Origin of the sequence: Arthrobacter sp. SDTb3-6 (genome assembly GCF_013376095.1) — a bacterium.
In the GTDB taxonomy this organism is placed as follows: Bacteria; Actinomycetota; Actinomycetes; order Actinomycetales; family Micrococcaceae; genus Specibacter.
The window spans coordinates 101,659-127,211 of record NZ_JAAMFN010000005.1 but is presented as its reverse complement, the minus strand read 5'-3'; the positions used below and the strand labels follow the sequence as shown (position 1 = coordinate 127,211).

The following is a 25,553-nucleotide window of genomic DNA, read 5'->3' as shown; positions in this document are numbered from 1 at the left end:
TACTCCTCAGTGCGAAAGACATGCCTGTGCCGCACCCTGCCGAAGGAAGGGCGCGGCTGTGTCACACATCATGTTACTCGTCGGTAACTTAGAGTTCAACACGGTTCGCCGGGGAGAGGGCCGAGGCGGGCGGTGGTTAGTGGTCATCCTTGTTGGCATGCCTGGGGTGCCTGGGCGCCAGCGGCTCCGGGTGGGCCATGGCCTCGGCGAGCAGCGGCGCGGTCTTTTCAATCTGCCACTGCCGGGCGCCGAGTTCGGCCAGGCCGGCCGCCACCGATTCTTCGGTGATGTCCTGCGGCGGACGCCAGCAGATGCGGCGCAGGTGGTCCGGGGTGAGGAGGTTCTCGGCGGGGATGTCCAGCAGTTCGGCCAACGCGGCCAGCCGGGGCCGGACGGTGGCAAGGCGTGCGGCGGCGGCGGCATCGCGTTCGGCCCATACTCGCGGCGGCGGCGGCGCATTGGTGGCAAGCTGCAGGGGCGGCAGGTCCGTGCTGGCCTTGGCGGTCTGCAACGCGTGCAGCCACTTGGGGGCGTCGCGCTTGGCCGTGCGGCCGTGGAACCCGGCCAGGGCCAGCAGTGCCGGCACGGTGGTGGGCATGGCCTTGGCCGCGGCGATGATGGCGGAGTCGGGGATCAGCCGGCCGGGGGCTATGTCGCGGTGCTCGGCCAGCTTGTCCCGCGTGTACCAGAGCTCACGGACGGCCGCGAGCTGGACCCGGTTGCGGATGGTGTGCGAGCCCGAGGTGCGCCGCCACGGATCCACGCGCGCGGCCGGGACACCGGCGTCGATGAGGTGCTGGAACTCCTGGGCCGCATAGTCCAGCTTGCCGTCGGCTTCCAGGAGGGCCACCAGTTCCTCCTCCAGCTCGGCCAGGACCTCCACATCCAGGGCCGCATAGCGCAGCCATGGTTCGGGGAGGGGGCGGCGGGACCAATCCGCGGCGGAATGTTCCTTCGCAAGGTGGTAGCCCAGCAGCGATTCGACCACGGCGCCCAGGCCCACGCGGGGCAGCCCGGCCAGGCGGGCGGCGAGTTCCGTGTCAAACAGCTTGTCCGGCCACATGCCCACCTCCGCCAGGCACGGCAGGTCCTGGGCCGCCGCATGCAGGATCCACTCCGTGCCGCGCAGTGCGTCGTTGATGATTTGCAGCCCGTCGAAGGCCTCCGGGTCGATCAGCCAGGTCCCGGCGCCGTCGCGGCGGATCTGGACCAGGAAGGCGCGTTGCCCGTAGCGGAATCCGGAGGCCCGCTCGGTGTCCACTGCCGCCGGGCCGTGGCCGGCGGCCAGGGCGGCCGCGCAGCGCTCGAGCGCCGGTTGGGAGGAGATGACCTCGGGCACGCCCTCGCGCGGCATGTCCAGCTCCACCAGGGCGGGCAGGTCCCCGAGCTCCACGCGCACGCCGTCGATCACCACGGAGGTCAGCGGGGCGGGTGAGGATTCGCCGGGGGCTGGCACCGTGCCGGCTGCAGCTGCCCGGTTGGTGTGGCCCGGGGTGCCTGTTCCGGTGGACTTTTTGATCCGGACGCGGCTGTGTGCTGTGGTGGCAGGTTCACTCATGATGCCTCCAGTCTAACGAACCGCCCCGGCAGCGGCCGGCGGTGGCCCGGCGGCCGCCCTTCAGCCCCGGCGCCGCCGCGGCAGGAGGGTCACGCCGTCGGGCATGGGCGGCAGGCCCGCGAAGGTGCACACCATGGTGGACCAGGCCTCCAGGTGGCCCCCTACGGCTGCACTGGTGGGGGTCCAGGAGGCACGCAGTTCCAGGTCCACCGCGTCCGGGCGTCCGGCCAGGGTGCCGTAGCTTTCGGAGAGGATGCGGGTGGCAGTGCCCCCGGCGGCACGGTGCCCGGCGCCGTGCTCGTCCAAGGCCTCGGCCAGCCAGGCCCAGGCCACGTTCCCCAGCAGGGCGTCGTTGCCGATGTCCGGTTCCAGTTCGGCCCGGATGTAGGTGACAACGCGGAAGGTGCCCTCCCACAGGGACGAGCCGCTGGGGTCGTACAGCAGGATGAAGCGCCCGGTGGCGATTTCCTCGCCGCCGGACATGACCTCGGCGCCGAGGGCCACCCCATAGGGGGCCAGCCGGGAAGGGGCGGGTATTTCCGCAAGCTTAAGCTCGGGACGGGTGCCTGCGGCACGCAACGACGCCAGGGCGGCCTGGAAGTCGGCGGGAAGCTGCGGTTCTGCGCTCACGTACGCAGGTTATGGCGTCCCTGCCCCGATTTGCCGGAGGCGCGCCGCACGGCAGCTAGGCGCCAACCTCGCTGCGGATGGCCGCCACGAAGGCGTCGATGTCCTCGGCCGTGGTGTCGAAGGAGCACATCCACCGCACCTCCCGGGCGGCCTCGTTCCAGTCGTAAAAACGGAAACGGGTGCGCAGGCGGTCCGCCACGCCTTCGGGCAGCACGGCGAAGATGCCATTGGACTCGGTGGCCTGGGTCGGCCGGACGCCGGGGATGGCGTCAACGGCGGCACGCAGCCTGGCAGCCATGGCATTGGCGTGCGCGGCGGACTTCAGCCACAGGCCGTCCTCCAGCAGGGCCAGCAGCTGGGCCGAGATGAAGCGCATCTTGGAGGCCAGCTGCATGTTCATCTTGCGCAGGAAGACCAGCCCGTCCGCGGCCTCCGGGTTGAGCGCCACCACGGCCTCGCCGAACATGATGCCGTTCTTGGTGCCGCCAAAGGAGAGGATGTCCACGCCGGCGTCGGAGGTGAACTCGCGCACCGGCACGTCAAGGAAGGCGGCGGCGTTCGCCAGCCGGGCGCCGTCCATGTGGACCTTCATGCCCAGGGAATGGGCGTGGTGGCAGATGGCCCTGACCTCGGCGGGCGTGTAGCAGGTGCCCAGCTCCGTGGTCTGGGTGATGGAGACGGCCAGTGGCTGGGCACGGTGTTCGTCGCCAAAGCCCCACGCCTCCTTGTCGATCAGCTCCGGGGTCAGCTTGCCGTCCGGGGCGGGCACGGCCAGCAGCTTCATGCCGCCCACCCGCTCCGGGGCCCCGTTTTCATCGCAGTTGATGTGGGCGGTGGCGGCGCAGACCACGGCCCCCCACCGCGGCAGCAGGGACTGCAGGGCCGTGACGTTGGCTCCCGTGCCGTTGAACACCGGGAACACCTCCACGGCCGTGCCGAACAATTCCGACATCCGCTCCTGCAGCCGTGCCGTGTACACGTCCTCGCCGTAGGAGACCTGGTGCCCCCCGTTGGCGGCGGCCAGGGCGGCCAGCACCTCCGGGTGGACCCCGGAATAGTTGTCCGAGGCAAAGCTGCGCACGGCCGGGTCGTGGAGGCGGGCCGGGGTGGAAACGGTGTCAGTGGTCACTGGAAGCCTTCTGGTTGAGTACGATGCGGGCGCCGTTGAGCTGCGCCGCAGGGGTGGAAAAGAGTTCCGACACGGCCTGGCCCAGGTCGGTGACGTCGGTGAAGCCGGGGAATTTGCGGTTGGGGGCGGCGGCACGCATGGCGTCGTCCACCAGGGCCTTGACCACCAGCACGACGGCGGCCGGCCCGGCGTCAGGGTCCAGCCCCGCAGCCAGCGCGCGGACCCAGGTTTCGGCCGCGGCCTTGATGGTGGCGTAGTTCGCGTCGCCGGGGGTGGGCGCCGTGACCGCGGTGGAGGAGACGATCGCGATGCGGCCGGCGGGGGAGGCGGCCACGTCGTCATAAAAGGCGCGCGTGGTGTTGCGCAGGGTGGTGAGCACGGAGCGGTGCAGGAAGTCCCAGTCGGCGTCGGTCTGCGCGGCCAGGTCCCTGCCGCCGCGCCAGCCGCCCACCAGGTGGATGAGCCCGCTGACGGCGCCGTGGTCGCGGTGCACCGTCTCCGCCAGGGCGGAGGCGGCCGCGGGGTCGGCGAGGTCGCAGACGAGGGGGACGGCACCGCCGGTGCGGGCGGCCGCCGCCCCGATCCGTCCGGCGTCGGAACCCACGGTGACGACCCGGAGGCCGGCGGAGACGAGGGCTGCGGCAACGGCGGTGCCGGCGGCGCTGCTGCCGCCGGCGACGAGGGCCAGGGGGGCGGTGTTGGTAGTCATGCCTCCTACAGTACCCACCTAGGCCTTGCTGGCGCCGGTGATGCCGGAGGTGGATTCGATGGTGGCGCGCATCTTCTTGGAGAGGGCCTCGTAGAACATGGAGAGCGGGAATTCGTCGTCCATGACCTGGTCGGTGACCTCGCGCAGCGGCGCCGTCAGCGGCAGGGCATCCGGTCCCTTGGCCCAGGTGGAGGCCGGGTTCGGCGTCAGCGTGCCGGAGACCAGCTCGTAGGCGGCCAGCCAATGGGCCAGCTTGGGCCGGTCAATCGAGCGCCAGTACAGCTCCTCGATCTCGTGTCCCAGGGCGATCACCGTGTCCGGGACCTCGGCCCAGTCGATGGAAAGCTTCGTGTCGGTCCAGTGCAGCACGTGGTGCTGGTGCAGCCAGGCGAACAACAGCTGCCCGCCCAGCCCGTCGTAGTTGCGCACGCGGGTGCCGGTGATCGCGAAGCGGAAGATCCGGTCAAAGATCACCGCGTACTGGACCAGCCGGGCATGCCGGCGCGCCTCGGGGGAGGCCTGGTCGTTGCGCTCCACAGCCACGGACTCGCGGTAGGCGGTCAGGTCGCAGCGCAGTTCCTCCAGCGAATACAGGAAGTACGGCATGCGCTGCTTGATCATGAACGGGTCAAACGGCAGGTCCCCGCGCATGTGCGTGCGGTCGTGGATCAAGTCCCACATCACGAACGTTTCCTGCGTGAGCGCCTGGCTGTCCAAAAGTTCGACGGCGTCCGCCGGGACCTCCAGCCGGGTCACCGCGGCTGCCTCCCGGACCACGCGGCGGAAGCGCGCGGCCTCGCGGTCCTGGAAGATGGCGCCCCAGGTGAAGGTGGGGGTTTCGCGGACGGCCACGCTTTCCGGGAACAGCACGGCCGAGTTGCTGTCGTAGCCGGGGGTGAAGTCGATGAAGCGCAGTGGCACGAACAGCTTGTTGGAGTAGCTGCCCGCTTCCAGCTCGCCGATGAACTCCGGCCAGATGACCTCCACCAGGACGGCCTCGACGAAGCGGGAGGTGGAGCCGTTTTGCGTGTACATGGGGAACACCACCAAGTGGCCCAGGCCGTCGACGCGGTGCTCCTGCGGCTGGAAGGCCAGCAGGGAGTCCAGGAAGTCGGGCACGCCGAGGCCGGCGGCCACCCACTTGTTGAAGTCCTCCACGGCAAGGCGCAGGTACCCGGCGTCGTGCGGGAAGTACGGGGCAAGTGCCTGGATGGAGCCGGTGACGGCGGCGATGAGGTCCCTGGCCCGGGCGTGGTCCTCCGGGTTGGGCACGGAGCCGTCCTTGGCCTGGAGTTCCTGCAGGGAGGTCGCGGCGTGCTTGAGCGCCAGCCACGCGGGATCGGTGGCGGGTGCCTGGGGGTTGGTTCCGGGGGCGGTGCCCCGTGCTTCCGCGGTGATGCTCATGTCCGAACATCCTTTCCTGATCGTGTGGCGTGCCGTCCTGGACGGTTTTTGAAGCCTACCAATGGAACAGAAAAACTTATGTTGGATATTCCTCAGCGACAGCAATAGTAACGCTTAGCGGCACAAAAAAGCGGCGCGGGCCAAGCGTTGGAAATGCTTGGCCCGCGCCGCCGCGGTGGCCCGTGCTACGCCCTCGCCGGCTTCAGCGTCAACGAGACCGAATTGATGCAGAAGCGCTCGTCGGTGGGGGTGTCATAGCCTTCGCCCTTGAACAGGTGGCCCAGGTGCGAATCGCAGGCGGCGCAGCGGACCTCGATCCGTTCCATGCCCAGGGAGTTGTCATGCAGGTACCGCACGGTCCCGTCGGCCAGGGGGGCAAAGAAGGACGGCCAGCCGCAGTGTGAGGAAAACTTTTCACGGGACGTGAACAGTTCCGCGCCGCAAGCCCGGCAGGCATACACCCCTTCCTGGGTGGAGTCCCAGTACTCGCCGGTGAACGGCCGCTCCGTGCCGGCCCGGCGCAGCACGGCAAACTCTTCCGGCGTCAGCTCCTGCTGCCACTGCTCGTCGGACTTGACCACTGTAGGTGCCACAAAATCATTCATACTGTGCTCAACGTTCACGAGTCGCCAATAAATCCCGAACCGGCATACAGATGCAGCACGGGCAGCCCCAGCTTGCGCTGTGCCTGGTGTGCCCAGTCCTGCCGGAAGGTGTCGGCCACGGCGTGCGGGCGGGTCACCACCACGGCCTGGCGGGCGCCGGACTCGGTGACCTGGGCAACCAGGGAGGCCACGGCGTCGCCCTCGGCAACACGCCCGGTGGCCTTGGCGCCGGCGGCCAGCAGCACGGCCAGCGACGTCTGGAGCGTCTCCTCGGCGGTGGCGCGCACGGCCTGTGCATCCGGCTTTTCCCTGAACTCCCGCAACGCGGCCGGCAGGTCCAGCATGGTCAGCTGGTCAATGACGTCCACCAGCAGGTGCCGCTTGGTGTCGGCCGGAACCAGCAGCACCAGTTCCACGTCGTCCCCGGGACTGTACAGGTCGGTGATGTTTACGGCATCGCCGGGGCCCAGTGGCTCTTCCGTCAGGATAATGATCGCGTCGCTCATGGCACCAGCTTAGGCGGGTGCCGGGGCAAAACCGCGTCCGTGGCCAAAATGTTGCCCGGGAAAGGTCGGCAGGGCCGGTGCGCCGCTCGACGGGCCCGCCGCGGCATGGGCAGAATGGGTTCATGGCATCTTCAACGCAGCAGTCCGGTCCAATGCAGCAGTCCCGGCATTGGGCGAAGTGGGGCATGCTCGCGGCCGGGGCCGCAGGGGCGGCAGGCTTCTCCGTGGTCACCGCCACCTCGGCGCTGGCGGCCTATTTTGCCCGCCGCGTGGTCACGCCGGAAAAGGCCCGGGCGGACGACGTGTCCATCCTGGCCGTGATCGCCAACGGCCCCGAGCAGCAGGTGGTCCTGGGGGCCACCGTGGACACCATCATCGAGGGCCGCTACGCGATTTACTTCGACGGCGGCCGGGCCCATGCCGTGGTGGGCCGGATCATCTCCTATGTGCCACGCGAAGGCAGCGTGACCCGCGAAGTGCTCGAGGTCGTGGGGGGCGACCTGCGCACCGCCACCCGGGGCTGGTGGTCCGGGAGCATTTATGCCCACCCGCAGGAGATGGGGCTGGACAGCGAGGACGTCATGATCGAGCTGCCGGACGGGCCCGCCCCCGCGTGGCTGGTCCGGGCACCCAACGCGTTGCCGACCTGGGCCGTCATGGTCCACGGCCGCGGTGCCACCCGCAGCCAGGGCCTGCCGTCGGTGCCGGCCGCCCACCGGCTGGGCATGAATGCCCTCCTCATCTCCTACCGGAACGACGGCGACGCCCCCTACGCGGCGGACCGGCGGTACGGCCTGGGCGTCACCGAGTGGCGTGACGTCGAGGCGGCCATCGACTACGCCGTGCAGCACGGCGCCAAGGACGTTGTCCTGTTCGGCTATTCCATGGGGGGTGCCATCTGCCTGCAGGCTGCCGATCTGGCGCGCAACCGCCGGCACATCCTGGCCATGGTCCTGGACGGGCCGGTCATCAACTGGGTCAATGTCCTGGCGCACCAGGCACAGCTCAACCGGATCCCCGACTATGTGGGACGCTATGGCCAGCTCATGCTCAGCCACCCCGTGGGCCGGCGCATTACCGGCCTGGCCGCCCCGGTGGACCTCAAGAGCATGGACTGGGTGGCCCGCGCCGTCGAACTGCGCACCCCCGTGCTGGTCCTGCACAGCGTTGACGACGACTTTGTCCCGTATGAGCCCACGGCCGAACTGGCCCGGCGCAACCCCGAAATGGTCACCTTCGAGCCGTTCAGCAAGGCCCGGCACACGAAGGAATGGAACATGGACCCGGAGCGGTGGGAGAACGCCGTCGAAACCTGGCTGCGCCCCCGTCTGGGCCGGTACACGCTGCCCCGGGGCTGAGCCCGGGTGGCTGGCCGGCGGGCTACGCCGGGTGGCCGATCGGGGCGGTCATTGCCTGGGTCAGGGCGATGAGGTCCGCCGGGGCAAGCTCGACGTCGAAGCCGCGGCGGCCGCCGGAGACGTAAATGGTCTCGAAGTGGAGGGCGGAGACGTCCACGACAGTGGGGGAGTGTTGGCGCTGGCCCAGGGGCGAGATGCCGCCCAGGACGTACCCGGTGCGGCGCTGGGCACGGGCCGGGTCCGCCATGGCTGCCCGCTTCAGGCCCAGGGCATGCGCCAGGGCCTTCAGGTCCAGGGTGCCGTTGACCGGCACCACTGCCACCGTGAGGGAGCCGTCGACGTCGGCCATCAGGGTCTTGAACACCCGCGCCGGCGGCACGCCCAGCACGGCGGCGGCTTCCAGCCCATAGCTGGCTGCGGTGGGATCGTGCGTGTAGGCGTGCGCGGTGAAGGGCACCCCTGCCGCAGCCAGGGCGGCTGTGGCAGGGGTGCCTGTGCTTCCGGCACTTTTCTTCCTGGCCATGCCGGTGGCGTCCGGTGCGGCCGTCAGGCTGCCGGGCGCAGTCCGCCGGCAATCTTGCGCTTGACCCGGCCCAGCATGGCGGACATGCCGCGCATGCGCAGCGGCGAAATGGCGCGCGTGAGGCCCAGCTGTTCGGGCATGTCGTCCGGCACGGCCAGGATTTCCTCCGCCGTCAGCCCGTCCAGCCCTTCGAAAAGGACGGAGGCGAAACCACGCGTGGTGGGAGCCTCCGGAGGGGCCTGGAAGAACAGCCGCACCACGTCGCCGTGGTCGGTCTTTTCTGCCTCGACGGTCAGGAACAGCGGCGACTGGCATTCCACCACCTGTTCGAGCAGTTCGGGGTGGGACGTTAGGCGTTCCGGCAGGGCCGGCAGGGACCGGGAGAATTCCAGGAGGAGCGTCAGGCGGTCGCTTTCCTCAAGTTCCTGGAAGTCGTTCACGATCTCGGCCAGCGCCTGCGGGAGGGCTTGTGAAGTAGTCATCAACTAAAGCGTACGTTTCTTTCCGCTGGAAGGGACAACCGGGACGCAGGCTAGTTCGCCGAGGGCAGTTCGCCGCGCTCGGTGCCCTTGGTGATCGGGACACGGACGCTGTTGCCCCACTCGGTCCAGGAGCCGTCGTAGTTGCGGACGGTCTCGAAGCCCAGCAGGTACTTCAGCGCGAACCAGGTGTGGCTGGAACGCTCGCCGATGCGGCAGTAGGCCACCACGTCGTCGCCGGCCTTCAGGCCCGCTTCGCCCAGGTACAGGGCCTCAAGCTCCTCGCGGCTGCGGTAGGTGCCGTCGGTGTCCGCGGCGCGGCCCCAGGGGATGGAGGCGGCGGTGGGGATGTGCCCGCCGCGCAGGGTGCCTTCCTGGGGGTAGGCGGCCATGTGGGTGCGCTCGCCCGAGTACTCCTCGGGGGAGCGGACGTCGATCAGCGGCTTGCCCAGGTGTGCTAGCACGTCTTCCTTGTAGGCACGGATGGGGGCGTCATTGCGCTCCACGACGGGGTAGCCGGCGGCCGGGGTGACGGCCGTGCGCTCGGTGGTCAATTCGCGGCCCTCGGCAATCCACTTGTCACGGCCGCCGTCGAGGAGGCGGACGTCCTGGTGGCCGAACAGGGTGAAGACCCACAGTGCGTAGGCGGCCCACCAGTTGGACTTGTCGCCGTACACCACCACGGTGGTGTCGCGGGAGATGCCCTTGGCCGCGGCCAGCCTGGCAAACGCCGCGCCGTCGATGTAGTCGCGGGCCACGTCGTCGTTCAGGTCGGTGTGCCAGTCGACCTTGACCGAGCCGGGGATGTGGCCGGTCTCGTACAGGAGCACGTCTTCATCGGATTCGACGACGACCAGGCTGCCGTCCTTCGTGGCGCCGTCGGCCAGGGCCTTGGCCAGCCATTCGGTGGAAACCAGGCGCTCCGGGTGGGCGTAGCTGGCAAACTTCTCATTTTTTTCAACTGCAACGGGCATGGTGCCCCTTCCCTAGACGGCCCGCACCGGGCGGTACCGGGAATTTCCGGTGCCATCCATGGGGCGGGGCGGTATTTACCGGCTGCAGCTTCCAAAAAAGCGGCCGGACTTCCTTTTTACAGTAACCACGGGGATCCGGGGATTAGTCCCTGAAGTTAACGTGGCGCAATATCGGAGTGGGTATTCTTGAAGGGGCCCCCGCCGGGGCCCTGAAGCATGCATAGAATTCCTGCGATGAACGGATCAACCCTTGGTACACGTTGAGCAACTTTCCACCCGCCGGCCGGCCGTGTCGGTGGAGGAACTGCTGAAGGGATTTGTTCCCTCGCCACGCTTTGGCGAAGTTTCCTTCGCCAGCTACCGCCCGGATCCGTCGCAGCCCTCACAGGCCGAGGCGGTGCGCGTGCTGGAGGGCTTCGGCTCCCAGGTGGCCGCCAAGCCGGCCGGCGGGCTCCGCAGGCTCTTCGGCGGCAAGTCCAGGAAGGCCGAGTCGCGCGCCGGAATCTACCTCGACGGCGGTTTTGGCGTCGGCAAGACGCACCTGCTCTCCTCCTTGTGGCACCAGGTGGACGGCCCCAAGGCCATCGGCACCTTCGTGGAGTACACCAACCTGGTCGGTGCCCTGTCCTTCCGCAAGACAGTGGAGGCGCTGAGCAGCTACAAGCTGGTGTGCATCGACGAATTTGAACTGGACGATCCCGGTGACACCGTGCTGATGTCCCGGCTTATGCGTGAACTGGCCGACGCCGGTGTCAAGCTGACGGCCACGTCCAACACCCTGCCCGGTTCCCTGGGTGACGGCCGTTTCGCTGCGGTTGACTTCCAGCGCGAGATCCAGGTGCTGGCGGACCAGTTCGAGATCCTGCACATTGACGGTGAGGACTTCCGCCACCGCGGCCTGCCCACCCCGCCGGAGCCGCTGCCCAACAGCGACCTTGACACCACCATGCGCCGGGAGTTTGCCGGCAAGACCGTGGCCGTGGATGACTTCGGCACGCTCGTGGAGCACCTGGCCGGCGTCCACCCGTCCCGTTACCGGCAGCTGATCGACGGGATCGACGCCGTCGTCTGGCGCAATGTGCACACCATTACCGAGCAGTCGGTGGCCCTGCGCTTCGTGGTCCTCGCCGACCGCCTGTATGACAAGGACGTGCCGATCCTGGGCAGCGGAGCACCCCTGGACACCCTGTTCACGCCGGAAATGATGGCCGGCGGCTACCAGAAAAAGTACTTCCGGGCCGTGTCCAGGCTGACCGCCCTTGCCCGCGAGGCCCAGGAGGCGCCGGCTGCCGGCGATGCCGGTACGGCCGGCGCTGCCGACAGCGAATCCGGGGCTGTGCCGCAGCCGGCACGCCAGGGCGCATAGGAGCGGGCGCCCAACGCAGCGGCTCCACGCGCCAGCGAGCAGCCCGCGGCCAAAAAAGCGAAAGGCGCCGGTGCCGTCTCTCGACGGGACCGGCGCCTCCTTTGACGCCAATTCAGGGGCGAAGGGTCGGTGTTACTGACCGTTTTGGGCTTGCCCGTCCACGTAGTCCGAACCCGCCTGCTGCAGGCCGTCAACCTGGTCCTGGAACCTGCCATCGGTCTTTTCGTCGACGAAGTCGCCGGCCTTCTCGATGCCGTCCTTGACCTGGTCGCCATGGCTGCCGATCAGTTCTTCTGCCTTGCCCTTGATGTTGTCAAATACAGACACAAGGCACCTCCCTTCACTCACGGGGCCATTGCCGCCCCAACTTCCTCAAGACTAATGCCGCCGGCCGTGGTGTCAAACACTTTTGCCGTGGCGTTTCCCGGCGGCCCCCGGCCACCAAATACGGGCGCCAAGGTCATAGGAGAGTGCGGGGACCAGCAGCGAACGGACAAGGGTGGTGTCCAGCAGCACGCCAAAGGCGACGATGAAGGCCAGCTGGGCCAGGAACAGCAGCGGAATGACGCCCAGCGCGGCGAAGGTGGCGGCCAGCACCACGCCGGCCGAGGTGATTACGCCGCCGGTCTTGCCGAGCCCGCGCAACACGCCGGCACGGGTTCCGAGGAGCTGGGCCTCCTCCCGGACCCGCGTCATGAGGAAGATGTTGTAGTCAACGCCCAGGGCCACCAGGAACACAAAGCCAAACAGCGGGACGGTGGCGTCGGCCCCGGGAAAACCAAAGATGTGGTTGAAGACCACGGCGGATACGCCCATGGTCGCGGTGTAGGACAGGACCACCGAGCCGATCAGCACCAGCGGGGCCAGGATGGAGCGCAGCAGCACCATGAGGACCACCAGGATGACGGCCAGGACCAGGGGAATGATCGTGGCCAGGTCGTGTTGTGCCGTGACGTTGGTGTCCAGGGCAATGGCGGACACCCCGCCCACCAGCACGCCTGCGTCGACGGCGGGCAGGTCCCGCCGCAGGGCCACCACCACACGTTCGGCGGCATCGGAGTCCGCCTGGTCCTTCAGCGTGGCGTTGACCATCACCCGGCCGTCCCTGGCCACCGGGACGGAATCCGGACCGGGACGCGAATTTCCCGTGTAGACCGCGGCGTCGGCAATGCCCCCCGAGCTTTCGACGGCGGAAACCACCTGGGCCGCCTTGGCCTGGTCCGCAATGACCACCACGGGGCTTCCGCTGCCGGCGTTGAAGTGCTGCGCCAGTGCGGCCTGCCCGTCCACCGCGTTGCTCGGGCCCAGGATGACCTGGGTCTGCGACACACCGTGGGCCTGCAGCTGGAGGATGCCGCCGCTGGCAACCACCAGCAGGGCAAGCGAAAGAACCCACGTCAGGCGGGGCCGGCGTGCAATGACGAGGCTGATGCGCCGCCACAGCCCGGTGACTCCGTCAAGGCCCCGGCCCGCAGTGGCGTCGCCCGGACCGGGGACGCCGGGGATGCCCGGCGCAATGCTGTGGGCGGTCGCCGTGTCCAGCCTGGGCCGGAACGGCCAAAAGGCGGCCCGGCCAAAGACGGCCAGCAGGGCGGGCAGGCAGGTCAGGGCGGCCACAAGGGAGAAGAAGATGCCGATCGCGGCGATGGGGCCCAGGCTGCGGTTGGAATTCAGCTCGGAAAACAACAGGCAGAGCAGGGCGAGGATCACGGTGGTGGCGGAGGCGGTGATCGGCTCCCACGCCCCGCGGAGGGCACGGCCCAGGGCGGCCCGGGCCGACTCCACGTGGTGCAGGGCTTCCCGAAAGCGGGCCACCAGCAGCAGCGAATAATCCGTGGCTGCCCCGATGACGAGGATGGACAGGATACCCTGGCTCTGCCCGCTGAGCTTGATCCAACCCCAGCGGGCCATGTAATACACCACCACAATGGCCGCACACAGGGCCGCGACGGAGGTGAAGAGCACCAGGACCGGCAGGACCACGGAGCGGTAGACCAGCAGCAGGATCACAAAGACGGCGAGCAGGGCCACCAGCAGAAGCACGCCGTCGATCCCGGCGAACGCGCCCACCAGGTCCGCGCCGAGCCCCGCCGGCCCCGTGACGTAGTAGCTCATGCCGTCCGGGACATTCGCGGCCAGGACCTTGCGCAGCCCGTCCACGACCGTCTTCAGGTCCCCGGCGTCCGCCACCGGGACAATGTATTCGACGGCAAGACCGTCCTGGGACGGGATGGGCCCGGCGATGCCGGTTGTTGCACCCGCTGCGCCCTGGGGGACACCGGCGACGGCGCCCATCGTGCGGGGGAGGGCTGCCAGGACCTCCAGTTCGCCGTCCGTGGGCCTGCTTTTCGCGGTGACCAGCACCACGGCCGGCACGGTGCTGCTGTCCACAAACCGGTGCTGCCATTCCTGGACCGCGGTGGATTCGGCGCTGGCGGGCAGGAAGGCGGCCTGGTCGTTGCTGGACACCTGGGAGATTTTTCCGAACGTCGGCCCACCCACCCCGGCCGCTGCCAGCCACAGCAGGATCAGCAGGGCCGGCAGCGCCGGCCGCACCCATTTCCTTGAAGTCCTCATGAAACTGTTCATGGCCCCCATATTACTTCCACGATGGAGATATTTGTTCATGAAGAGACAAAATTCAGCAAAGTAGTAAGGAAAGGCGGAGTATTGATTCCATGATGTCGACCGACCCCTACGGAGAACTCCTGACTGCAATGCGGGAGTTTTCTCTCGAATCAGACCGCTATGTGGAGCGGGTTGCCGCCCTCTACGGCCTGCACCGCACTGACCTGAATGCGCTGGGGTATCTTGTGCGCCCGGGTGTGGGGGAGAAGCCGCTGACACCGGGGAAGCTCGGGGCGGCCCTTAACCTGAGCTCGCCGGCCACGACGGCACTGGTGGACAGGCTGGAACGCTCGGGCCATGTGACGCGCCAGCGGAGCCGCACGGACCGCCGCCAGGTGGACCTGGCCATGACGGACCATGCCGGGGAGGTGGGGCGCGCCATGTTCGGCCCGCTGGCCGCCGTCATGCGCGGGGCACTGGGGAAGTACACCCCGGGCGAGGTGGAACTGCTGACGCGGTTCCTGCATGAGATGACGGCCGCCACCGAAGCGGCCGGGGACGCTGTGGCTGCACCTGCCGGGGGAGCGGCGCACGGGGCCGGCCGGGACGGTACGGTGCCCTGAAGCCGGTGCCGGTGTGCCACAATGGCAGGGCCATCAGGCACCCGGACGAGGTGCGCCGTACCCGGCCAGCGACAAGACGGAGTTTGGGAGGATTGTGCCATGGCCTGGATTGTCTTGATTGTCTCCGGAACGCTGGAAGCCGTGTGGGCCACTGCCCTGGGCAGGAGCGAGGGTTTCAGCAAGCCGCTGCCGAGCATCATTTTCGTTGCGGCCCTCGCGGCCAGCATGGGGGGCCTGGCCTGGGCCATGCGGACACTGCCCGTCGGCACGTCCTATGCGGTGTGGGTGGGCATTGGCGCGGCCCTGACGGTCGCCTACGCCATGGCGACCGGCACCGAATCGGTGTCGCTGCTGAAGGTCCTGTTGCTGCTGGGACTCGTGTGCTGCATCGTGGGGCTGAAGCTGGCGCACTAGCTTAAACGTACGACGGCGACGCAAGGCTTGCGTCGCCGTCGTACGTTGCTGGTGGTGGGCGATACTGGGATCGAACCAGTGACCTCTTCCGTGTCAGGGAAGCGCGCTACCGCTGCGCCAATCGCCCCAGGGGGCCGGATTGGAAAAACTGCCGGAACCTTTGAGGTTCCGGCAGTTTCTTCTCCGAGTGGTCGACGAGATTCGAACTCGCGACATCCACCTTGGCAAGGTGGTGCTCTACCAACTGAGCTACGACCACATTTACTGCTTGCCGAAGCATTGCTTCAGCCAAATGAACGCGTGACGTTCATTCGTGGGCGATACTGGGATCGAACCAGTGACCTCTTCCGTGTCAGGGAAGCGCGCTACCGCTGCGCCAATCGCCCAATGCATCCCGCTGAACTATACAGCAAAATACCTTGGATCAGCCAAATGGAGGTGGGAACGGGATTCGAACCCGTGTACACGGCTTTGCAGGCCGTTGCCTCGCCTCTCGGCCACCCCACCGTGAGTACGTACGGTGTCCTGCGAGTGGTCGACGAGATTCGAACTCGCGACATCCACCTTGGCAAGGTGGTGCTCTACCAACTGAGCTACGACCACATCAGCGTTTCTTCCTGGCCTGTGGCGTCTCCGCTTCGGCAGTCCGTGTTGCTGCGCTGAAAACATTACCTGAGCTTTTTCCCAAACGCCAAATCGGCGCGCTGCGGCGTTCGGGGCTCGGACGGGTGACGGCCCTGGATCGCAGCAATCGCGCGGAAGTTGCCCGTCCGCCGTGAATTACAGGCGTGTGATTCGGGGGCCCATTTGGGGTGGTTTGACCCGTTTTTGGGAGGCTCGGGCGAAAATACGTGCTGTGTGCGTGGTCACACTGCCTGGCTGGAGGCGGCCCGTGCCGGGGGGTGGCGGACCCGATTATGCACTCGCGCGGGTTTGGGCTATTGTTTTGAACGCACCAAGGAACACCGCGGAAGCGGACAACGGTCCACTCGGTCCGACTTGGGCGATTGGCGCAGTGGTAGCGCGCTTCGTTCACACCGAAGAGGTCACTGGTTCGAACCCAGTATCGCCCACCGAGACAAAAAGCCCTCGTGACCAGCACAAACACTGGTCAGGAGGGCTTTTTCTTTGCCTCAAATTTGGGATTGAAATCGGCAACGTACCGCAAACGTACCGCAAAACGTTTTTGCAAAGCCCTGGCGGGACTGCCGCGTAACGAAGCGTCACACCACGGGACTCTCTGGGAAAACATCCCTTAACCACGGACGGCACCCGCCCTGGTATTAGCCAAGACGGGCGCCGCGGTGTCGCACGCGCAGGACCAGTGGAGGTGAGTACTGCCACCACGCGTACGAATTGGGGTTGGACCGGGCGCTGTGGTCGAAGTTGGGGAACTGAGACCACAGCCATATCGGCCCAAGCTGAAAATAAACCCATAATTAGCTGGACGCAACTATGTTACGAGACCTGCGTCACCTTCCACCATGCCGGGAACAACCCGCAAAGTGCCCTAACCGTTGGATGTGATCTCGATTGGCTGTTTCGCAGGCGCCGCTGTAGCCTGCTGCTTGTCCTTCCGATCTCCCAATATGGAAGGACGCGAGTGAACCGCCTGGCTCTTTCGAGTGCCCGGCGGTTTTTTCGTGACGTGGGGCACACAACGCGAAGAAGGCCCCGCCCTCCAGAAGGAGGGCGGGGCCTGTGCATAAGTCGGTTACTCTTCGGCGGTGTGCCGCGGTCGGGTGACTTCGTGCCAGTCCTCGAGGACTTCACCAGGGATGGTATCGGCCGTGAGGTACGTCGGCGTCTTAGCGGAACCGAGCAGGATGCGGGTAAGCCAGCCGGGCAGCTTCGGCTCCAGCCACTTCCAGAGCGCGTACCAGGCGCCGATGATCACGGCGCTGATGACTGGAACGGCAAGGTCCCCGTAGGCGAGCAGCTGCCCGCGCAGCGGCTCCAGGATGGGCAGCAGGGCCAGCGCCCAGCCAATGAAGGATCCCCAGAGGGCGGGGACGATGGTGCGAAGGATCGGTGTCAGCACTACAAGCTCCTTGAGATGATGTCGATGACGGCGGCCGTCCCGGCGCCAATGGCCCAGCAGACGGCGATGAGGACCGCCCAGGCGGCGAGCGCGAAGGGCAGGATGAACAGGGCGGCGGCGACGGGGTTGCGTTTCATGTGAGGTTCCGGAGGCCGGCGATGGTGTTTTGTGCGGCGTTGGCCCAGACGTAGTAGCCGGATTTGGTGACGTACCAGGCGTTGTCCGGCGGGGTCGTGCCGTACGGGTTTTCACCGACTACGAATCCCTTCACGGCTATGGGCTGGCCCTTGGGGATGCCGCGGGGGTATCCGGGGGCGAGGGGGGCTCCGGAGCGTGGTGCGGTGCGTACCCAGGCGACGGGGTTGGTGACGATGCGGTTCACCAGCGCCGGGGCAGGGGCCGGTGCGGGCTTGGCCGGTGCAGGCTGCGGCTTCGCGGCCGGCGTGCGTGGGATGTTCATTTTCTGCCCGGCGCTGATCCGGTTGGGATCAGGGATGGTGTTGACGGCCAGGAGCGCGGCCACGGTGGTCCCGAACTGCTGGGCAATCGAGGTGAGCGTGTCGCCGGGGTCCACGGTCGCCACAAAGGTGTTGGGCCGGGCCGGGGCAGGATTGACGGGTACAGGCTTGACGACGGACCCGGCAGGCTTGACCACCGGGGCCGCGGCGCCGGCCTTGAACGCGGCCCACCAGGCGGCGATGCCCCAGGAGGATTCATCGTCGTAGACGGCCTGGGTCGTCCCGCAGGACTCCCCCCACTGGTAGTCGTCGGTGATGCTGAGATGGATGTGGTCCGAGTGGTCCACGCCGGCGTAGTCGGACCACGCCCACTGGGAGAAGTCCCCGGCGATCTTCCCGTCCGGGGCGCCGGCGGACATGTCATGGATCAGGTAGCGGAACTTTTCGTACGCCTTGGTCCGCAGGTACTCGGCCAGCGCCCGCCCCGCGGCCTCGTCAATCTGCAAGCCGTTGGCCGTGGTGGAAATGTCGAACGCCATGACGTGGCCCAGGCTGTTCGGGTTGTGCCCGGACACCCCGTAGCGCGGGTTGGCCTGCGAGTCGTAGCCGGTGATGAAGCCGTCCGTGCCCGTGAACCGGCCGGGGAACACCGCGTTCAATTCATCGCGGAGCTTGAGCAGCGACTTTGCCGGGCGTGCATAGTTGATGGCGTAATTGGCCATGGTGGTGCCCCTTTCTGGGCATAAGAAAACCCCGGCCAGGACGGTCCGGGGCTGAGAGCTGTTACGGGGCGGTGTGCACCGCGGTGGGGGATGGTTCGGGCTGGGTGAGCCGGCAGGGCCCGGTGGACTGGGCCGTGGTGCCGTCGGTGTAGGTGATCAGCCAGTACGACGCAGCGCCATCGCCGACGCATTCGACGCCTTGGACGCCACGTCCGTCCGCTCCCTTGGCTCCCGTGGCACCATCCGCGCCTGGCTGCCCGGGTGCGCCGTCGGCGCCGTTGGCCCCGGCCACACCCTGCGCACCCGGCGGACCTGCCGGGCCCTGGGCGCCATCCGTGCCGTCACTGCCGTTGGTCCCGGCAGGGCCGTTCCCGCCCGCCACCCCCGCAGGGCCGGTGGCGCCATCCGTCCCGTCCCTGCCCGGCAGGCCCCGGGGGCCGGGCGGACCGGCAGGCCCCTCGATCGTCACGGGCTGCTGCGCGATCGTTGCCGCCCTGGCGCACAAGTCCACGCCAGCCGAGGACTTCACCACCTGCCCCGACTCGCAGGCGTCCGCGACCTCCTCCGCCAGGTTCTTCTTTTGCTGCGCCTGGGTGGCCGCCGACGACTGGGCCGTGTCCCGCTCCGCCGACGACTGGAAGTTCTGCCACACCAAGGCCGCCAACAGGACCACGACCAGGGACAGCAAGACCGCCCCCAAAATGTTCCTCTTGCGCTCAAGCTGACTCATTGGTCATCCCTCCAGCCAGGAAACTGGCACTTGTAAAGCTCCCGCTGGAGCCTGGACTTTTCACTCTCGAGCTCCCTGACCTTCGCCTCGAGATCGGAGATGACGCCACGCTTTTCCTCCCGCAACTCCTTGGACGTCTTGAGATACCACGCCGCCCCGGCAACGAGCACCGCGAGGATGATCCCGGCGATGCCCAGCTGGGCCAGCAGGCCGGTGATGGTGGTCGATGCTGCCTGCTCCACATTTAGCCCTCCCGGGGTACGCCCTCACGGTGAACGACGGTCATTGCGGCCCCTTTCTCGGGCATGGAAAAGGCCCCGGAATCCGGGGCCTGGCGGGTGAGGAACTTAACGGAAATTTTGTGGCCCCGGACCAAGGGATTAGTCGACGAGCTAAGTGGCCTATAAACTGCTCGAGGTCCATTCGAAAACTTTTGGGGGAATTGGCATGCCGTCTGGCGCAACCGCACAAGCTGAATTGGCGACTAGGGCGACTGTCAAGGAACCATTTAGACTCGACATACAGGGGCTTCGCGCCATTGCCGTGCTCTTTGTTGTCGCTTACCACGCTGGTCTTAAGCCCTTGAGTGGTGGGTATGTCGGGGTTGACGTCTTCTTTGTCATATCTGGCTTCCTGATAACAGGGCAACTCCTGCGGATGCTGGATCGCGAGGGATCGATCCGGTTCGGTAATTTCTACGCCAAGCGTGCGAGGAGAATTCTGCCGGCCGCGCTTCTTGTAGCCGGGCTTACGACAGTCGCGTCCTGGATCTGGATGCCGCCATTGCTTATGAAAGAGGTTTGGCACGGCGCGGTCGCGACTGCCCTGTACGCTCCGAACATGTTGTTCGCCTACCAGGGAACGAACTATCTCAGCGAGAGCACCCCATCCGTTTTCCAGCATTACTGGTCCCTTGGGATTGAGGAACAGTTCTACATTTTTTGGCCAGCAATCCTGGCTGTCGGATTCTGGATTTTCAGGCGCAATCAACGAGTGCTCCTTGCCATGGTGGCAGCATTGACTTTAGCCTCATTCGTTCTTTGCGTTGTCGGCATGGACATTTCCCAACCATGGACGTTCTTCTCGCTTCCCACCCGCGCATGGGAGCTGGGGGTCGGCGCCTTGGTTGCGTTCGTAGTTCGATCTGGATGGGCATGGCTGAAACGCCCCTCGACCGGATTGCTTGCGTGGATCGGACTAGTGTCGCTTCTCGTCATTGGATTCAGCTACGATTCGTCAACTCCTTTTCCCGGGTTCTACGCCGCGCTCCCAGTGCTTGCCACGGCCCTGCTCATTGTCGGCGGCGGCGCCGAAAGCCGGCTGTCGAGCGGTCGGTTACTGGGCGCAGGTATCTTGCAGTTCATTGGAAAGATTTCGTACTCGCTCTACCTTGTTCACTGGCCATTGCAGGTCATACCGCAAGCGTTCGTTGGCAGCGGCGAACCCCTGCCATTGCTTGTCCGGTTGCTGCTTGGGCTGGCTTCCGTTCCGCTGGCATGGCTCCTTTTCCGATGGGTTGAAGAGCCTGCCATGAGGTACCGGCCACTGGCGCACGGACGGCCACGGAATACGTTCGTTGTTGCTCTCGCAGCCTCCGGCCTTGTCATCGCGCTTGCGTTCACCGCATTCACCGCCTCGAATCAAATTCAACTCTCCACCAACCAAACCGCGAGCCAGAAAGCCATCGAGGTCCAGCCGACCGGGACTCCCTTCGTGCCCTCCAACCTAAAACCCTCCCTTCGACTGGCATTCGAAGACACCGCGGCATCCTATGCGCTGGGATGCCATGTCAGTTTCGACAGTACCGATGCGTCAGGCTGCCAAGTTGGAACCAATGCCGCCGCACCGCTTGTCGTCTTGTTTGGAGATTCCCACTCATCAAGCTGGTATCCGGCACTCGAGCAATTGGCCAAGGCCGGGAAGATTCGGCTTGACAGCAGCACAAAGAACGCATGCCCCTCAGTCAACATACCGACACTTCATAATGGCGTTGCGTACAAGGCTTGCCAGGTGTGGCGCGAGGCTGCCGTCAAGCGGATGACCGCACTACACCCGGATATTGTGGTCCTGGCCAATTACAGGAATGTGCAACTCGTGGGCGGCAATGGCAACTTTTCTGCTCGTTGGCAAAAAGGGCTTGAATCTACAATTTTCGCATTTGGTACAAGTAAAACAATGGTCATTTCCGACGTTCCAACTCAGGCCGGCACCCCGGCAGTCTGCCTTTCAATGCACCTCGAGTCAACAGTTCGGTGTGACAGGGACCGTGTCTCTGCGCTCTCGACGGATATTATCGAGGCCGAACGAGCCGCAGCCAGATCCACTGGCGCCCGATATGTCGATTTTGTGCATTACTTTTGCAATGCCACGACATGTCCCGTCATTTTTGGAGACACACTCGTCTACCGAGATGCTGACCACCTCACTGCAACCTTCAGCCGGCAAATGGTGACGCCCCTATGGAAAGAAATCCAAGCGACCCTTCATCTAAAGTGAAGAGCCGACCGGCTCTGCCCCTCGACCCTAGAGCGCCTTGAAGCTGACGTTATCGAACCCACTGGTGTTGTCGTTGTAACCCTGACAGGTGACCTTTGTTGCCGCCGTCAAAGCCGTCATAGCACTGGGAGGGATGGTTGCCGTGGCAACCTGTTTGCCTGCGACATATGCCGCGAGTTGATCACCAACGATCTTCATTTTCAGGCGCTTGGCAGTACCTCGAACAAACCCAGGATTCGTGACGTCAATGAGTGTTGTTTCGACCCCGGCGATTCGGGTCTTGAGCCTGAGCCGGTTGGTGGTCGTGTTGTCGATACTGATCACTAGGGACGCGCCAATGAAGTTGTTTTCGTCCAAGTATCGGGCGGTGAGGCCGCAATCAACTTGGCCGGAGGGGCGGGCAATGATGTCGGCTGACAATTCGCCGTTGCCGGTTTCAACGTTGCTTGAGAGGTGACATCCTGACGGGGTTGCTCCTTGGGCAAGAAACATCACCCCGCCCAGCAACCTGACGGCCGATGAAGCCACATTGACTGGCACCCATGCGGGCCCGATGTCTGGCATGCCAATGTTGCTGTCAGCGCTGACCCTACCGTCGAATGAGTCGATGAGTTTGTAGGGATCATCAAGTGCCTTGATGGCGTCCACTGCCGCCTTGAGGGAGGTATTCCCGCTACTAACCCAGTCGAATGACTTGTATAGGGAGATGCTGCGCTGGCCGGAAACGCTTGTCATTGTTGATGCGTATACATCAAAGCGCCCGGGCATGGCGGTGGATGGAATGAGGCAGGTTCGGTAGTAGCCGTATGCGTCGTACCAGTCGCCGGAGCGTGGCAATGCCGAACCTTTGACGATATTCCATGTCAATCCATCGGTGGATGTGAGTAGGACGCACTCATTGGCCGGTGCCGCTTTTGAGTTTGACGCCATGTAATAGACGCCGCCCATTTTGGTGACGCCGATATGCCAAGGCACGTGCGAGCCGCTGTTGAGTGTGCACGCGGTCGGTGAGGACCAAGTTAGCCCGGCGTCGGTGCTGGTTCGCCTGTCAATGCGCAATGGAACCGCGTCACCGTTGACAACCCACATGGTCATGGTTGTGCCGTCGTAGGAAATTGACGGTGCGATGAGCGACGCGTTGAGCGTCGGCATTTCCAACACCTTCACACCGGGACTGTTCCAAGTCACCCCGTCGCTGGATTCCATGCGGTAGACGGCTTCCTTCTTTACGCCGTTCAGCTCGGATGAGGGGCGGTGAAACATAACCAATTTGGAGCCGACCAAAACAAGTTCCGGGTCAGAGCCATAGTCGTATCCAAGCCCCGTGTATTGCGCGTAGCTCACCACGGGGTTTACAAGCCCGGCAGGGGTAACCCAGTTCACGCCGTCCTTTGAGGCCAGAATTGAGGGGTTCTCTCGCGCTTGCGCGGGGTAGGGGGTGTGGGCCATCCAGTAGCGGTATCCATTCCAGCCAGCAACACCAGCATCTACCACGGTCGGATGCGTGGTAGAGGGGTTTCCGTCATAGGTAGCCAGCTCCAGTCTGACGGATCGTAGTGATGCCGCATAGTCAGCCAGCCGACTCTCAATTTTGCCTGCTGCAACGGGGCCAATACTGGCATCAAGTGCTGCAGCTGTAGCCGTGGCCGGATTCCGCACGAGTGCCGCCGTAACGTTGTCGGCGGGTGCGTTCACGAGCGCGGCGGACGTGGCGGCAGAGTCGGCGGCAGACTGTGCATCAGCCACGGCGGCAGACATGTTGGCATCCACGGCGGCAGTGGCGTTCGCGGCGGCTACTGCTGCCGAGTCCGCCGAGGCCTGGGAGGCACCGGCTGCAGCTTCCGCGTCGTCTTTCAGTCCCTGGACGGAGACGATGGTGTTGGAGAAGCCTCCGCCGTCCCAGACGAGCACGGGCAGGGTGTCATGAAGGGGTGCCTCGGCAAAGCCCCTCGCGTCGGTCGCGAACGGGTTTGGCAGTGGCATGGTCCGGCTCAGGTTCCATAGGTCCACTGGCGTCTTGGTCGGATCACCGGGAGCGTAGACCACGATTTGCGCGTTGGTCGCCACGTTGGCCACGTTCGATGGGTCGACCGCGAAAAATGGTTCGTAGGGGTACGGTCCGGGCATGAGTTGCCTCCTGAAGATAGTGCGGCCCCTCGGGGCGCCGCGGTAATTGGGTGGCTACCAGCCGGTGACGGCTACGGCCATGGAGATCTGCCCGTAGTTGTTGGCCCATCCGCTGTTGTCGAGCCGGCGGGCCTTGAACTTGATCCGGGAGGTGGAAACTGTCATGAGGGATGGCAGGTGCATGAACGCGACGAGCGGGTGGTAACCGGTCAGCTGGACGCTGTATATGCCCTGGAACGTTGGAAGCCCGTTGTAGCCGAACCACAGCCCGCCCACGCCGCCAGCGTCCGTCGCCCATGTGGCGGTCCGGTTCTCACCGCCCGCACCTGAGCTCGCGTCAATGACGCCGTTGAACGTCCGGAGTGGCGCCCAGCTTGGCCGTACGGCACCAGCCAATGGGGCTGACTTCACGAGCGTCGAGGACTGGTCAATCCATGACCACACCCCGTTGGCGCCCATCGTGTAGCGGTAACTGGTGGAACCGCACAACAGGTCCGCGCCGGGCCGGGCCAAATAATCTCGTGCCAGCAGGTCCGCCACGACGACGCCGCCATTACCCGCCCAGCATCGCAGGTCAATGATTTCCTGGACGAGGGTCTGGCCGTCCTGGACGCGGCACAATGCCAGCGGCTGGTCCGATTCCTGGCCTGGCGTGTCTGAACGGTCCGGCAACTTTTTCTCCGACGTGCCAGGGATGATGGCCAGCGACGTGGTCGCGGGTGTGGCCCAGTTGCGGCGGCGCACCACCAGGAACCACTGGGAACCGGATGCCACAAGAGGCAGTGAAAGCGTCTCGTACTCGGCCGTGACGTCCATGATGCCGTCACCGCAGCCGGTGCCGGCATTGATCCGGATGCCGCGGTCCAGCCCGCCCAGCGCCGACACGGCCCAGTCGTCGGCGCCCACCACACTGAAGCGGGCTGCTGCCGTCGCCGGCAGCCAGGCCGCGAGCGCGGCGGCGTTGATGGATCCGGGGTAGCCGTAGCTGACGGGTGGGGTGGCCATTAGGTCCCTGCTTTCAGGTCGTGGACGCCTCGGGCGAGGGCCGTGATTGCTTGCATGAGTTGGTCGAGGGCGTCGTCCTTGGGCCCGATCGTGGAGGAGAGCTTCAACCCGTTGTCGCGATCGAAGGAGAACGACATTTCCCGCAGCACGTCGGTGACGGTGATGCCGGCACCTACGCGGGCGGTGACCAGGTCCCCGACGTGGACGCCTTTGGGCCCGCCGTAGCGGAACCGTTCGGTCTCGGCCAGTTCCACGGTCAGGGTGCCGCGGGGTGCGGCTTCGTCCAGGGTTTCCTGGCCGCGCATCTGATAGGTCGTTCCGTCGGCGGTGTCCCGGGCGTCCCGGAACACCTCGATCAGGTCACCCCACGCTGTTTCCCGCACGGCGTCCGTGACCGCGTCGAAGGTTCGCAGGTTGCCCTGGCCCTGACCACCGATGACGACCCTAGTCGCTTCCGGGCCCGTCCCGCTGAAGGACCATTTTTGGATTACCCGGGACTGCTCCGTCAGGACGTTCGGGTAGACGCGAGGGACGTAGACGTCCAAGACCAGCCCGCCGGCGGCCATGGCCACCGTCACGCCGATCCCCGCGGTGTCCACAGCCGGGAAGAGCCTGTCGTACAGCGGGTGCATCCTGAAAGATGCCTCCATGACGGCACCGCGTCCCTGGTCAGGGGCGATCGTGAGGGGGAACCCGAGCCGGTCCGCGATGTTGCGGGCCACCACGTCCTTGACGATTGTCTCGGCCGGCCACTTGCCAATGGTGTAGTAGGCGCCATCGTCGCCCTGCTGCGTCAACGGCTTCGACGGCGACGGCCAGCCCAGGACGTTGTGCAACAACCGGAAGTCAGACTGCACACCATAGACCAGGTCCCCGGCCACGGCCGGGCCAGCACCCGAGGGCTGCCTGATGGGGCCCGTCATCAGCGTCTCGCCACGGAACTTGATCCCGAGCCGGGCACCCTGGGCGCCCAGCAGGTCCGCCCGATGATGGTTCGCCGGAACCTTCAGTGTCGCCTCGGAGATCTCATTGTGCCGCACTGTCCCCTCGATTGACTTCAAATCACCGAGCGGGGCCAGCCACCGGCAGCCCTTGTCGTAAATGTCGATCCTGAACGGGCCGGCCACC

Annotated in this window: 25 protein-coding genes, 6 tRNA genes and 1 riboswitch; of the genes, 6 read left to right on the top strand and 25 right to left on the bottom strand. The window is 66.0% G+C overall.

The genetic code is table 11. The features are described 5' to 3' along the window. Window positions 1-136 precede the first annotated feature (136 nt). The 7 genes from G6035_RS04190 to G6035_RS04160 all read right to left on the bottom strand — a co-directional run bounded on the left by G6035_RS04190 (window position 137) and on the right by G6035_RS04160 (window position 6,541). Window positions 137-1,558 carry an HRDC domain-containing protein gene (locus G6035_RS04190; protein WP_176615811.1) on the bottom strand — a complete coding sequence of 474 codons (1,422 nt, stop codon included), beginning with the start codon at window positions 1,556-1,558 and terminating at the stop codon, window positions 137-139. Window positions 1,559-1,618: 60 nt separating this feature from the next. Beyond that, entirely contained in the window at window positions 1,619-2,188 is a 570-nt protein-coding gene (locus G6035_RS04185; RefSeq protein WP_176615810.1) for a DUF3000 domain-containing protein, read from the bottom strand. A 55-nt stretch (window positions 2,189-2,243) separates the two neighbouring features. After that, on the bottom strand, window positions 2,244-3,317 hold the full coding sequence (locus G6035_RS04180; protein WP_176615809.1) for a low specificity L-threonine aldolase: 1,074 nt from the start codon (window positions 3,315-3,317) through the stop codon (window positions 2,244-2,246). Beyond that, window positions 3,307-4,026 carry an SDR family oxidoreductase gene (locus G6035_RS04175; RefSeq protein WP_176615808.1) on the bottom strand — a complete coding sequence of 240 codons (720 nt, stop codon included), beginning with the start codon at window positions 4,024-4,026 and terminating at the stop codon, window positions 3,307-3,309. The genes G6035_RS04180 and G6035_RS04175 overlap by 11 nt, the downstream gene beginning before the upstream one ends. An 18-nt stretch (window positions 4,027-4,044) precedes the next feature. Beyond that, window positions 4,045-5,430, bottom strand: a complete 1,386-nt coding sequence (locus tag G6035_RS04170; RefSeq protein ID WP_256127722.1) for a DUF6421 family protein — start codon at window positions 5,428-5,430, stop codon at window positions 4,045-4,047. Window positions 5,431-5,615: 185 nt separating this feature from the next. After that, window positions 5,616-6,035: a peptide-methionine (R)-S-oxide reductase MsrB gene (gene msrB / locus G6035_RS04165; protein WP_176615807.1), complete on the bottom strand. Its 420-nt coding sequence runs from the start codon at window positions 6,033-6,035 to the stop codon at window positions 5,616-5,618. A 14-nt stretch (window positions 6,036-6,049) separates the two neighbouring features. Continuing rightward, the gene (locus tag G6035_RS04160; RefSeq protein ID WP_176615806.1) at window positions 6,050-6,541 is read right to left on the bottom strand and encodes a hypothetical protein; all 492 of its coding nucleotides are present in this window, start codon (window positions 6,539-6,541) and stop codon (window positions 6,050-6,052) included. A 122-nt stretch (window positions 6,542-6,663) separates the two neighbouring features. On the opposite strand from G6035_RS04160, the gene G6035_RS04155 reads away from it, so the two are divergent. After that, the gene (locus tag G6035_RS04155; protein WP_176615805.1) at window positions 6,664-7,899 is read left to right on the top strand and encodes a S9 family peptidase; all 1,236 of its coding nucleotides are present in this window, start codon (window positions 6,664-6,666) and stop codon (window positions 7,897-7,899) included. A 22-nt stretch (window positions 7,900-7,921) separates the two neighbouring features. On the opposite strand, the gene ybaK is transcribed toward G6035_RS04155, so the two are convergent. Genes ybaK through G6035_RS04140 form a run of 3 tightly spaced genes read right to left on the bottom strand, consistent with a single transcriptional unit; the run spans window position 7,922 to window position 9,875 of the window. Next, complete coding sequence (gene ybaK, locus G6035_RS04150) at window positions 7,922-8,422, bottom strand: Cys-tRNA(Pro) deacylase (RefSeq protein ID WP_176615804.1); 501 nt, start codon at window positions 8,420-8,422, stop codon at window positions 7,922-7,924. 23 nt (window positions 8,423-8,445) lie between these two features. Further along, a complete protein-coding gene (locus tag G6035_RS04145) occupies window positions 8,446-8,904 on the bottom strand; it encodes a SufE family protein (RefSeq protein WP_176615803.1) in 459 nt (152 codons plus the stop codon). Between the two features lie 50 nt (window positions 8,905-8,954). Next, window positions 8,955-9,875 (bottom strand): sulfurtransferase, encoded by a 921-nt coding sequence (locus G6035_RS04140; RefSeq protein WP_176615802.1) that lies wholly within the window; start codon window positions 9,873-9,875, stop codon window positions 8,955-8,957. 250 nt (window positions 9,876-10,125) lie between these two features. Between G6035_RS04140 and zapE the strand changes: the two genes are divergently transcribed. Further along, window positions 10,126-11,241, top strand: a complete 1,116-nt coding sequence (gene zapE, locus G6035_RS04135; RefSeq protein ID WP_176615801.1) for a cell division protein ZapE — start codon at window positions 10,126-10,128, stop codon at window positions 11,239-11,241. A gap of 132 nt (window positions 11,242-11,373) precedes the next feature. Here the strand turns inward: zapE and G6035_RS04130 are convergent, their stop codons facing one another. Together G6035_RS04130 and G6035_RS04125 are read right to left on the bottom strand one after the other, a co-directional pair. Then, a complete protein-coding gene (locus G6035_RS04130; protein WP_176615800.1) occupies window positions 11,374-11,568 on the bottom strand; it encodes an antitoxin in 195 nt (64 codons plus the stop codon). A 72-nt stretch (window positions 11,569-11,640) separates the two neighbouring features. Next, window positions 11,641-13,830 carry an MMPL family transporter gene (locus G6035_RS04125; protein ID WP_256127721.1) on the bottom strand — a complete coding sequence of 730 codons (2,190 nt, stop codon included), beginning with the start codon at window positions 13,828-13,830 and terminating at the stop codon, window positions 11,641-11,643. A gap of 89 nt (window positions 13,831-13,919) precedes the next feature. Between G6035_RS04125 and G6035_RS04120 the strand changes: the two genes are divergently transcribed. Together G6035_RS04120 and G6035_RS04115 are read left to right on the top strand one after the other, a co-directional pair. After that, on the top strand, window positions 13,920-14,432 hold the full coding sequence (locus G6035_RS04120) for a MarR family winged helix-turn-helix transcriptional regulator (protein ID WP_176615798.1): 513 nt from the start codon (window positions 13,920-13,922) through the stop codon (window positions 14,430-14,432). Window positions 14,433-14,456: 24 nt separating this feature from the next. Continuing rightward, a riboswitch (guanidine-III (ykkC-III) riboswitch) is annotated at window positions 14,457-14,518 on the top strand. Window positions 14,519-14,531: 13 nt separating this feature from the next. Next, window positions 14,532-14,846 carry a multidrug efflux SMR transporter gene (locus G6035_RS04115; RefSeq protein ID WP_176615797.1) on the top strand — a complete coding sequence of 105 codons (315 nt, stop codon included), beginning with the start codon at window positions 14,532-14,534 and terminating at the stop codon, window positions 14,844-14,846. Window positions 14,847-14,898: 52 nt separating this feature from the next. Here G6035_RS04115 and G6035_RS04110 read toward each other — a convergent pair. The 5 genes from G6035_RS04110 to G6035_RS04090 all read right to left on the bottom strand — a co-directional run bounded on the left by G6035_RS04110 (window position 14,899) and on the right by G6035_RS04090 (window position 15,449). After that, window positions 14,899-14,973: transfer RNA gene (locus tag G6035_RS04110), tRNA-Val, on the bottom strand. 59 nt (window positions 14,974-15,032) lie between these two features. Then, a tRNA-Gly gene (locus tag G6035_RS04105) sits at window positions 15,033-15,105 on the bottom strand. Between the two features lie 55 nt (window positions 15,106-15,160). After that, window positions 15,161-15,232 (bottom strand) — tRNA-Val (locus G6035_RS04100). 47 nt (window positions 15,233-15,279) lie between these two features. Next, a tRNA-Cys gene (locus G6035_RS04095) sits at window positions 15,280-15,353 on the bottom strand. 23 nt (window positions 15,354-15,376) lie between these two features. Further along, a tRNA-Gly gene (locus G6035_RS04090) sits at window positions 15,377-15,449 on the bottom strand. Between the two features lie 398 nt (window positions 15,450-15,847). Between G6035_RS04090 and G6035_RS04085 the strand changes: the two genes are divergently transcribed. Then, window positions 15,848-15,919 (top strand) — tRNA-Val (locus G6035_RS04085). A 641-nt stretch (window positions 15,920-16,560) separates the two neighbouring features. Here the strand turns inward: G6035_RS04085 and G6035_RS04080 are convergent. The 5 genes from G6035_RS04080 to G6035_RS04060 all read right to left on the bottom strand — a co-directional run bounded on the left by G6035_RS04080 (window position 16,561) and on the right by G6035_RS04060 (window position 19,039). Next, the gene (locus G6035_RS04080; RefSeq protein ID WP_176615796.1) at window positions 16,561-16,887 is read right to left on the bottom strand and encodes a hypothetical protein; all 327 of its coding nucleotides are present in this window, start codon (window positions 16,885-16,887) and stop codon (window positions 16,561-16,563) included. Continuing rightward, the gene (locus G6035_RS04075; RefSeq protein ID WP_176615795.1) at window positions 16,887-17,024 is read right to left on the bottom strand and encodes a hypothetical protein; all 138 of its coding nucleotides are present in this window, start codon (window positions 17,022-17,024) and stop codon (window positions 16,887-16,889) included. The genes G6035_RS04080 and G6035_RS04075 overlap by 1 nt, the downstream gene beginning before the upstream one ends. Further along, window positions 17,021-18,067: a LysM domain-containing protein gene (locus G6035_RS20390; protein ID WP_176615794.1), complete on the bottom strand. Its 1,047-nt coding sequence runs from the start codon at window positions 18,065-18,067 to the stop codon at window positions 17,021-17,023. Before G6035_RS20390 ends, G6035_RS04075 begins: the two co-directional genes overlap by 4 nt. A gap of 61 nt (window positions 18,068-18,128) precedes the next feature. After that, entirely contained in the window at window positions 18,129-18,797 is a 669-nt protein-coding gene (locus tag G6035_RS04065) for a collagen-like protein (RefSeq protein ID WP_218062941.1), read from the bottom strand. Continuing rightward, complete coding sequence (locus G6035_RS04060) at window positions 18,794-19,039, bottom strand: hypothetical protein (RefSeq protein WP_176615793.1); 246 nt, start codon at window positions 19,037-19,039, stop codon at window positions 18,794-18,796. The genes G6035_RS04065 and G6035_RS04060 overlap by 4 nt, the downstream gene beginning before the upstream one ends. 154 nt (window positions 19,040-19,193) lie before the next feature. Here G6035_RS04060 and G6035_RS04055 point away from each other — a divergent pair, with 154 nt between their 5' ends. Further along, entirely contained in the window at window positions 19,194-21,293 is a 2,100-nt protein-coding gene (locus G6035_RS04055) for an acyltransferase family protein (protein WP_371130832.1), read from the top strand. A 27-nt stretch (window positions 21,294-21,320) separates the two neighbouring features. Here G6035_RS04055 and G6035_RS04050 read toward each other — a convergent pair whose 3' ends face one another. The 3 genes from G6035_RS04050 to G6035_RS04040 are packed head-to-tail and all read right to left on the bottom strand — an operon-like array spanning window position 21,321 to window position 25,552. After that, complete coding sequence (locus G6035_RS04050) at window positions 21,321-23,420, bottom strand: sialidase family protein (protein ID WP_176615792.1); 2,100 nt, start codon at window positions 23,418-23,420, stop codon at window positions 21,321-21,323. A 54-nt stretch (window positions 23,421-23,474) separates the two neighbouring features. Further along, window positions 23,475-24,425, bottom strand: a complete 951-nt coding sequence (locus G6035_RS04045; protein ID WP_176615791.1) for a hypothetical protein — start codon at window positions 24,423-24,425, stop codon at window positions 23,475-23,477. Then, entirely contained in the window at window positions 24,425-25,552 is a 1,128-nt protein-coding gene (locus tag G6035_RS04040; RefSeq protein ID WP_176615790.1) for a hypothetical protein, read from the bottom strand. Before G6035_RS04040 ends, G6035_RS04045 begins: the two co-directional genes overlap by 1 nt. Window position 25,553 lies beyond the last annotated feature (1 nt).

Bases quoted from the DNA above. Each gene is read 5' to 3' on its own strand.
- G6035_RS04190 (WP_176615811.1), bottom strand. From the start codon at position 1,558: ATGAGTGAACCTGCCACCACAGCACACAGCCGCGTCCGGATCAAAAAG.
- G6035_RS04175 (WP_176615808.1), bottom strand. From the start codon at position 4,026: ATGACTACCAACACCGCCCCCCTGGCCCTCGTCGCCGGCGGCAGCAGC.
- G6035_RS04170 (WP_256127722.1), bottom strand. From the start codon at position 5,430: ATGAGCATCACCGCGGAAGCACGGGGCACCGCCCCCGGAACCAACCCC.
- msrB (WP_176615807.1), bottom strand. From the start codon at position 6,035: ATGAATGATTTTGTGGCACCTACAGTGGTCAAGTCCGACGAGCAGTGG.
- G6035_RS04160 (WP_176615806.1), bottom strand. From the start codon at position 6,541: ATGAGCGACGCGATCATTATCCTGACGGAAGAGCCACTGGGCCCCGGC.
- G6035_RS04155 (WP_176615805.1), top strand. From the start codon at position 6,664: ATGGCATCTTCAACGCAGCAGTCCGGTCCAATGCAGCAGTCCCGGCAT.
- ybaK (WP_176615804.1), bottom strand. From the start codon at position 8,422: ATGGCCAGGAAGAAAAGTGCCGGAAGCACAGGCACCCCTGCCACAGCC.
- G6035_RS04145 (WP_176615803.1), bottom strand. From the start codon at position 8,904: ATGACTACTTCACAAGCCCTCCCGCAGGCGCTGGCCGAGATCGTGAAC.
- G6035_RS04140 (WP_176615802.1), bottom strand. From the start codon at position 9,875: ATGCCCGTTGCAGTTGAAAAAAATGAGAAGTTTGCCAGCTACGCCCAC.
- G6035_RS04125 (WP_256127721.1), bottom strand. From the start codon at position 13,830: ATGAACAGTTTCATGAGGACTTCAAGGAAATGGGTGCGGCCGGCGCTG.
- G6035_RS04120 (WP_176615798.1), top strand. From the start codon at position 13,920: ATGATGTCGACCGACCCCTACGGAGAACTCCTGACTGCAATGCGGGAG.
- G6035_RS04115 (WP_176615797.1), top strand. From the start codon at position 14,532: ATGGCCTGGATTGTCTTGATTGTCTCCGGAACGCTGGAAGCCGTGTGG.
- G6035_RS04075 (WP_176615795.1), bottom strand. From the start codon at position 17,024: ATGAAACGCAACCCCGTCGCCGCCGCCCTGTTCATCCTGCCCTTCGCG.
- G6035_RS20390 (WP_176615794.1), bottom strand. From the start codon at position 18,067: ATGGCCAATTACGCCATCAACTATGCACGCCCGGCAAAGTCGCTGCTC.
- G6035_RS04065 (WP_218062941.1), bottom strand. From the start codon at position 18,797: ATGAGTCAGCTTGAGCGCAAGAGGAACATTTTGGGGGCGGTCTTGCTG.
- G6035_RS04050 (WP_176615792.1), bottom strand. From the start codon at position 23,420: ATGCCCGGACCGTACCCCTACGAACCATTTTTCGCGGTCGACCCATCG.
- G6035_RS04045 (WP_176615791.1), bottom strand. From the start codon at position 24,425: ATGGCCACCCCACCCGTCAGCTACGGCTACCCCGGATCCATCAACGCC.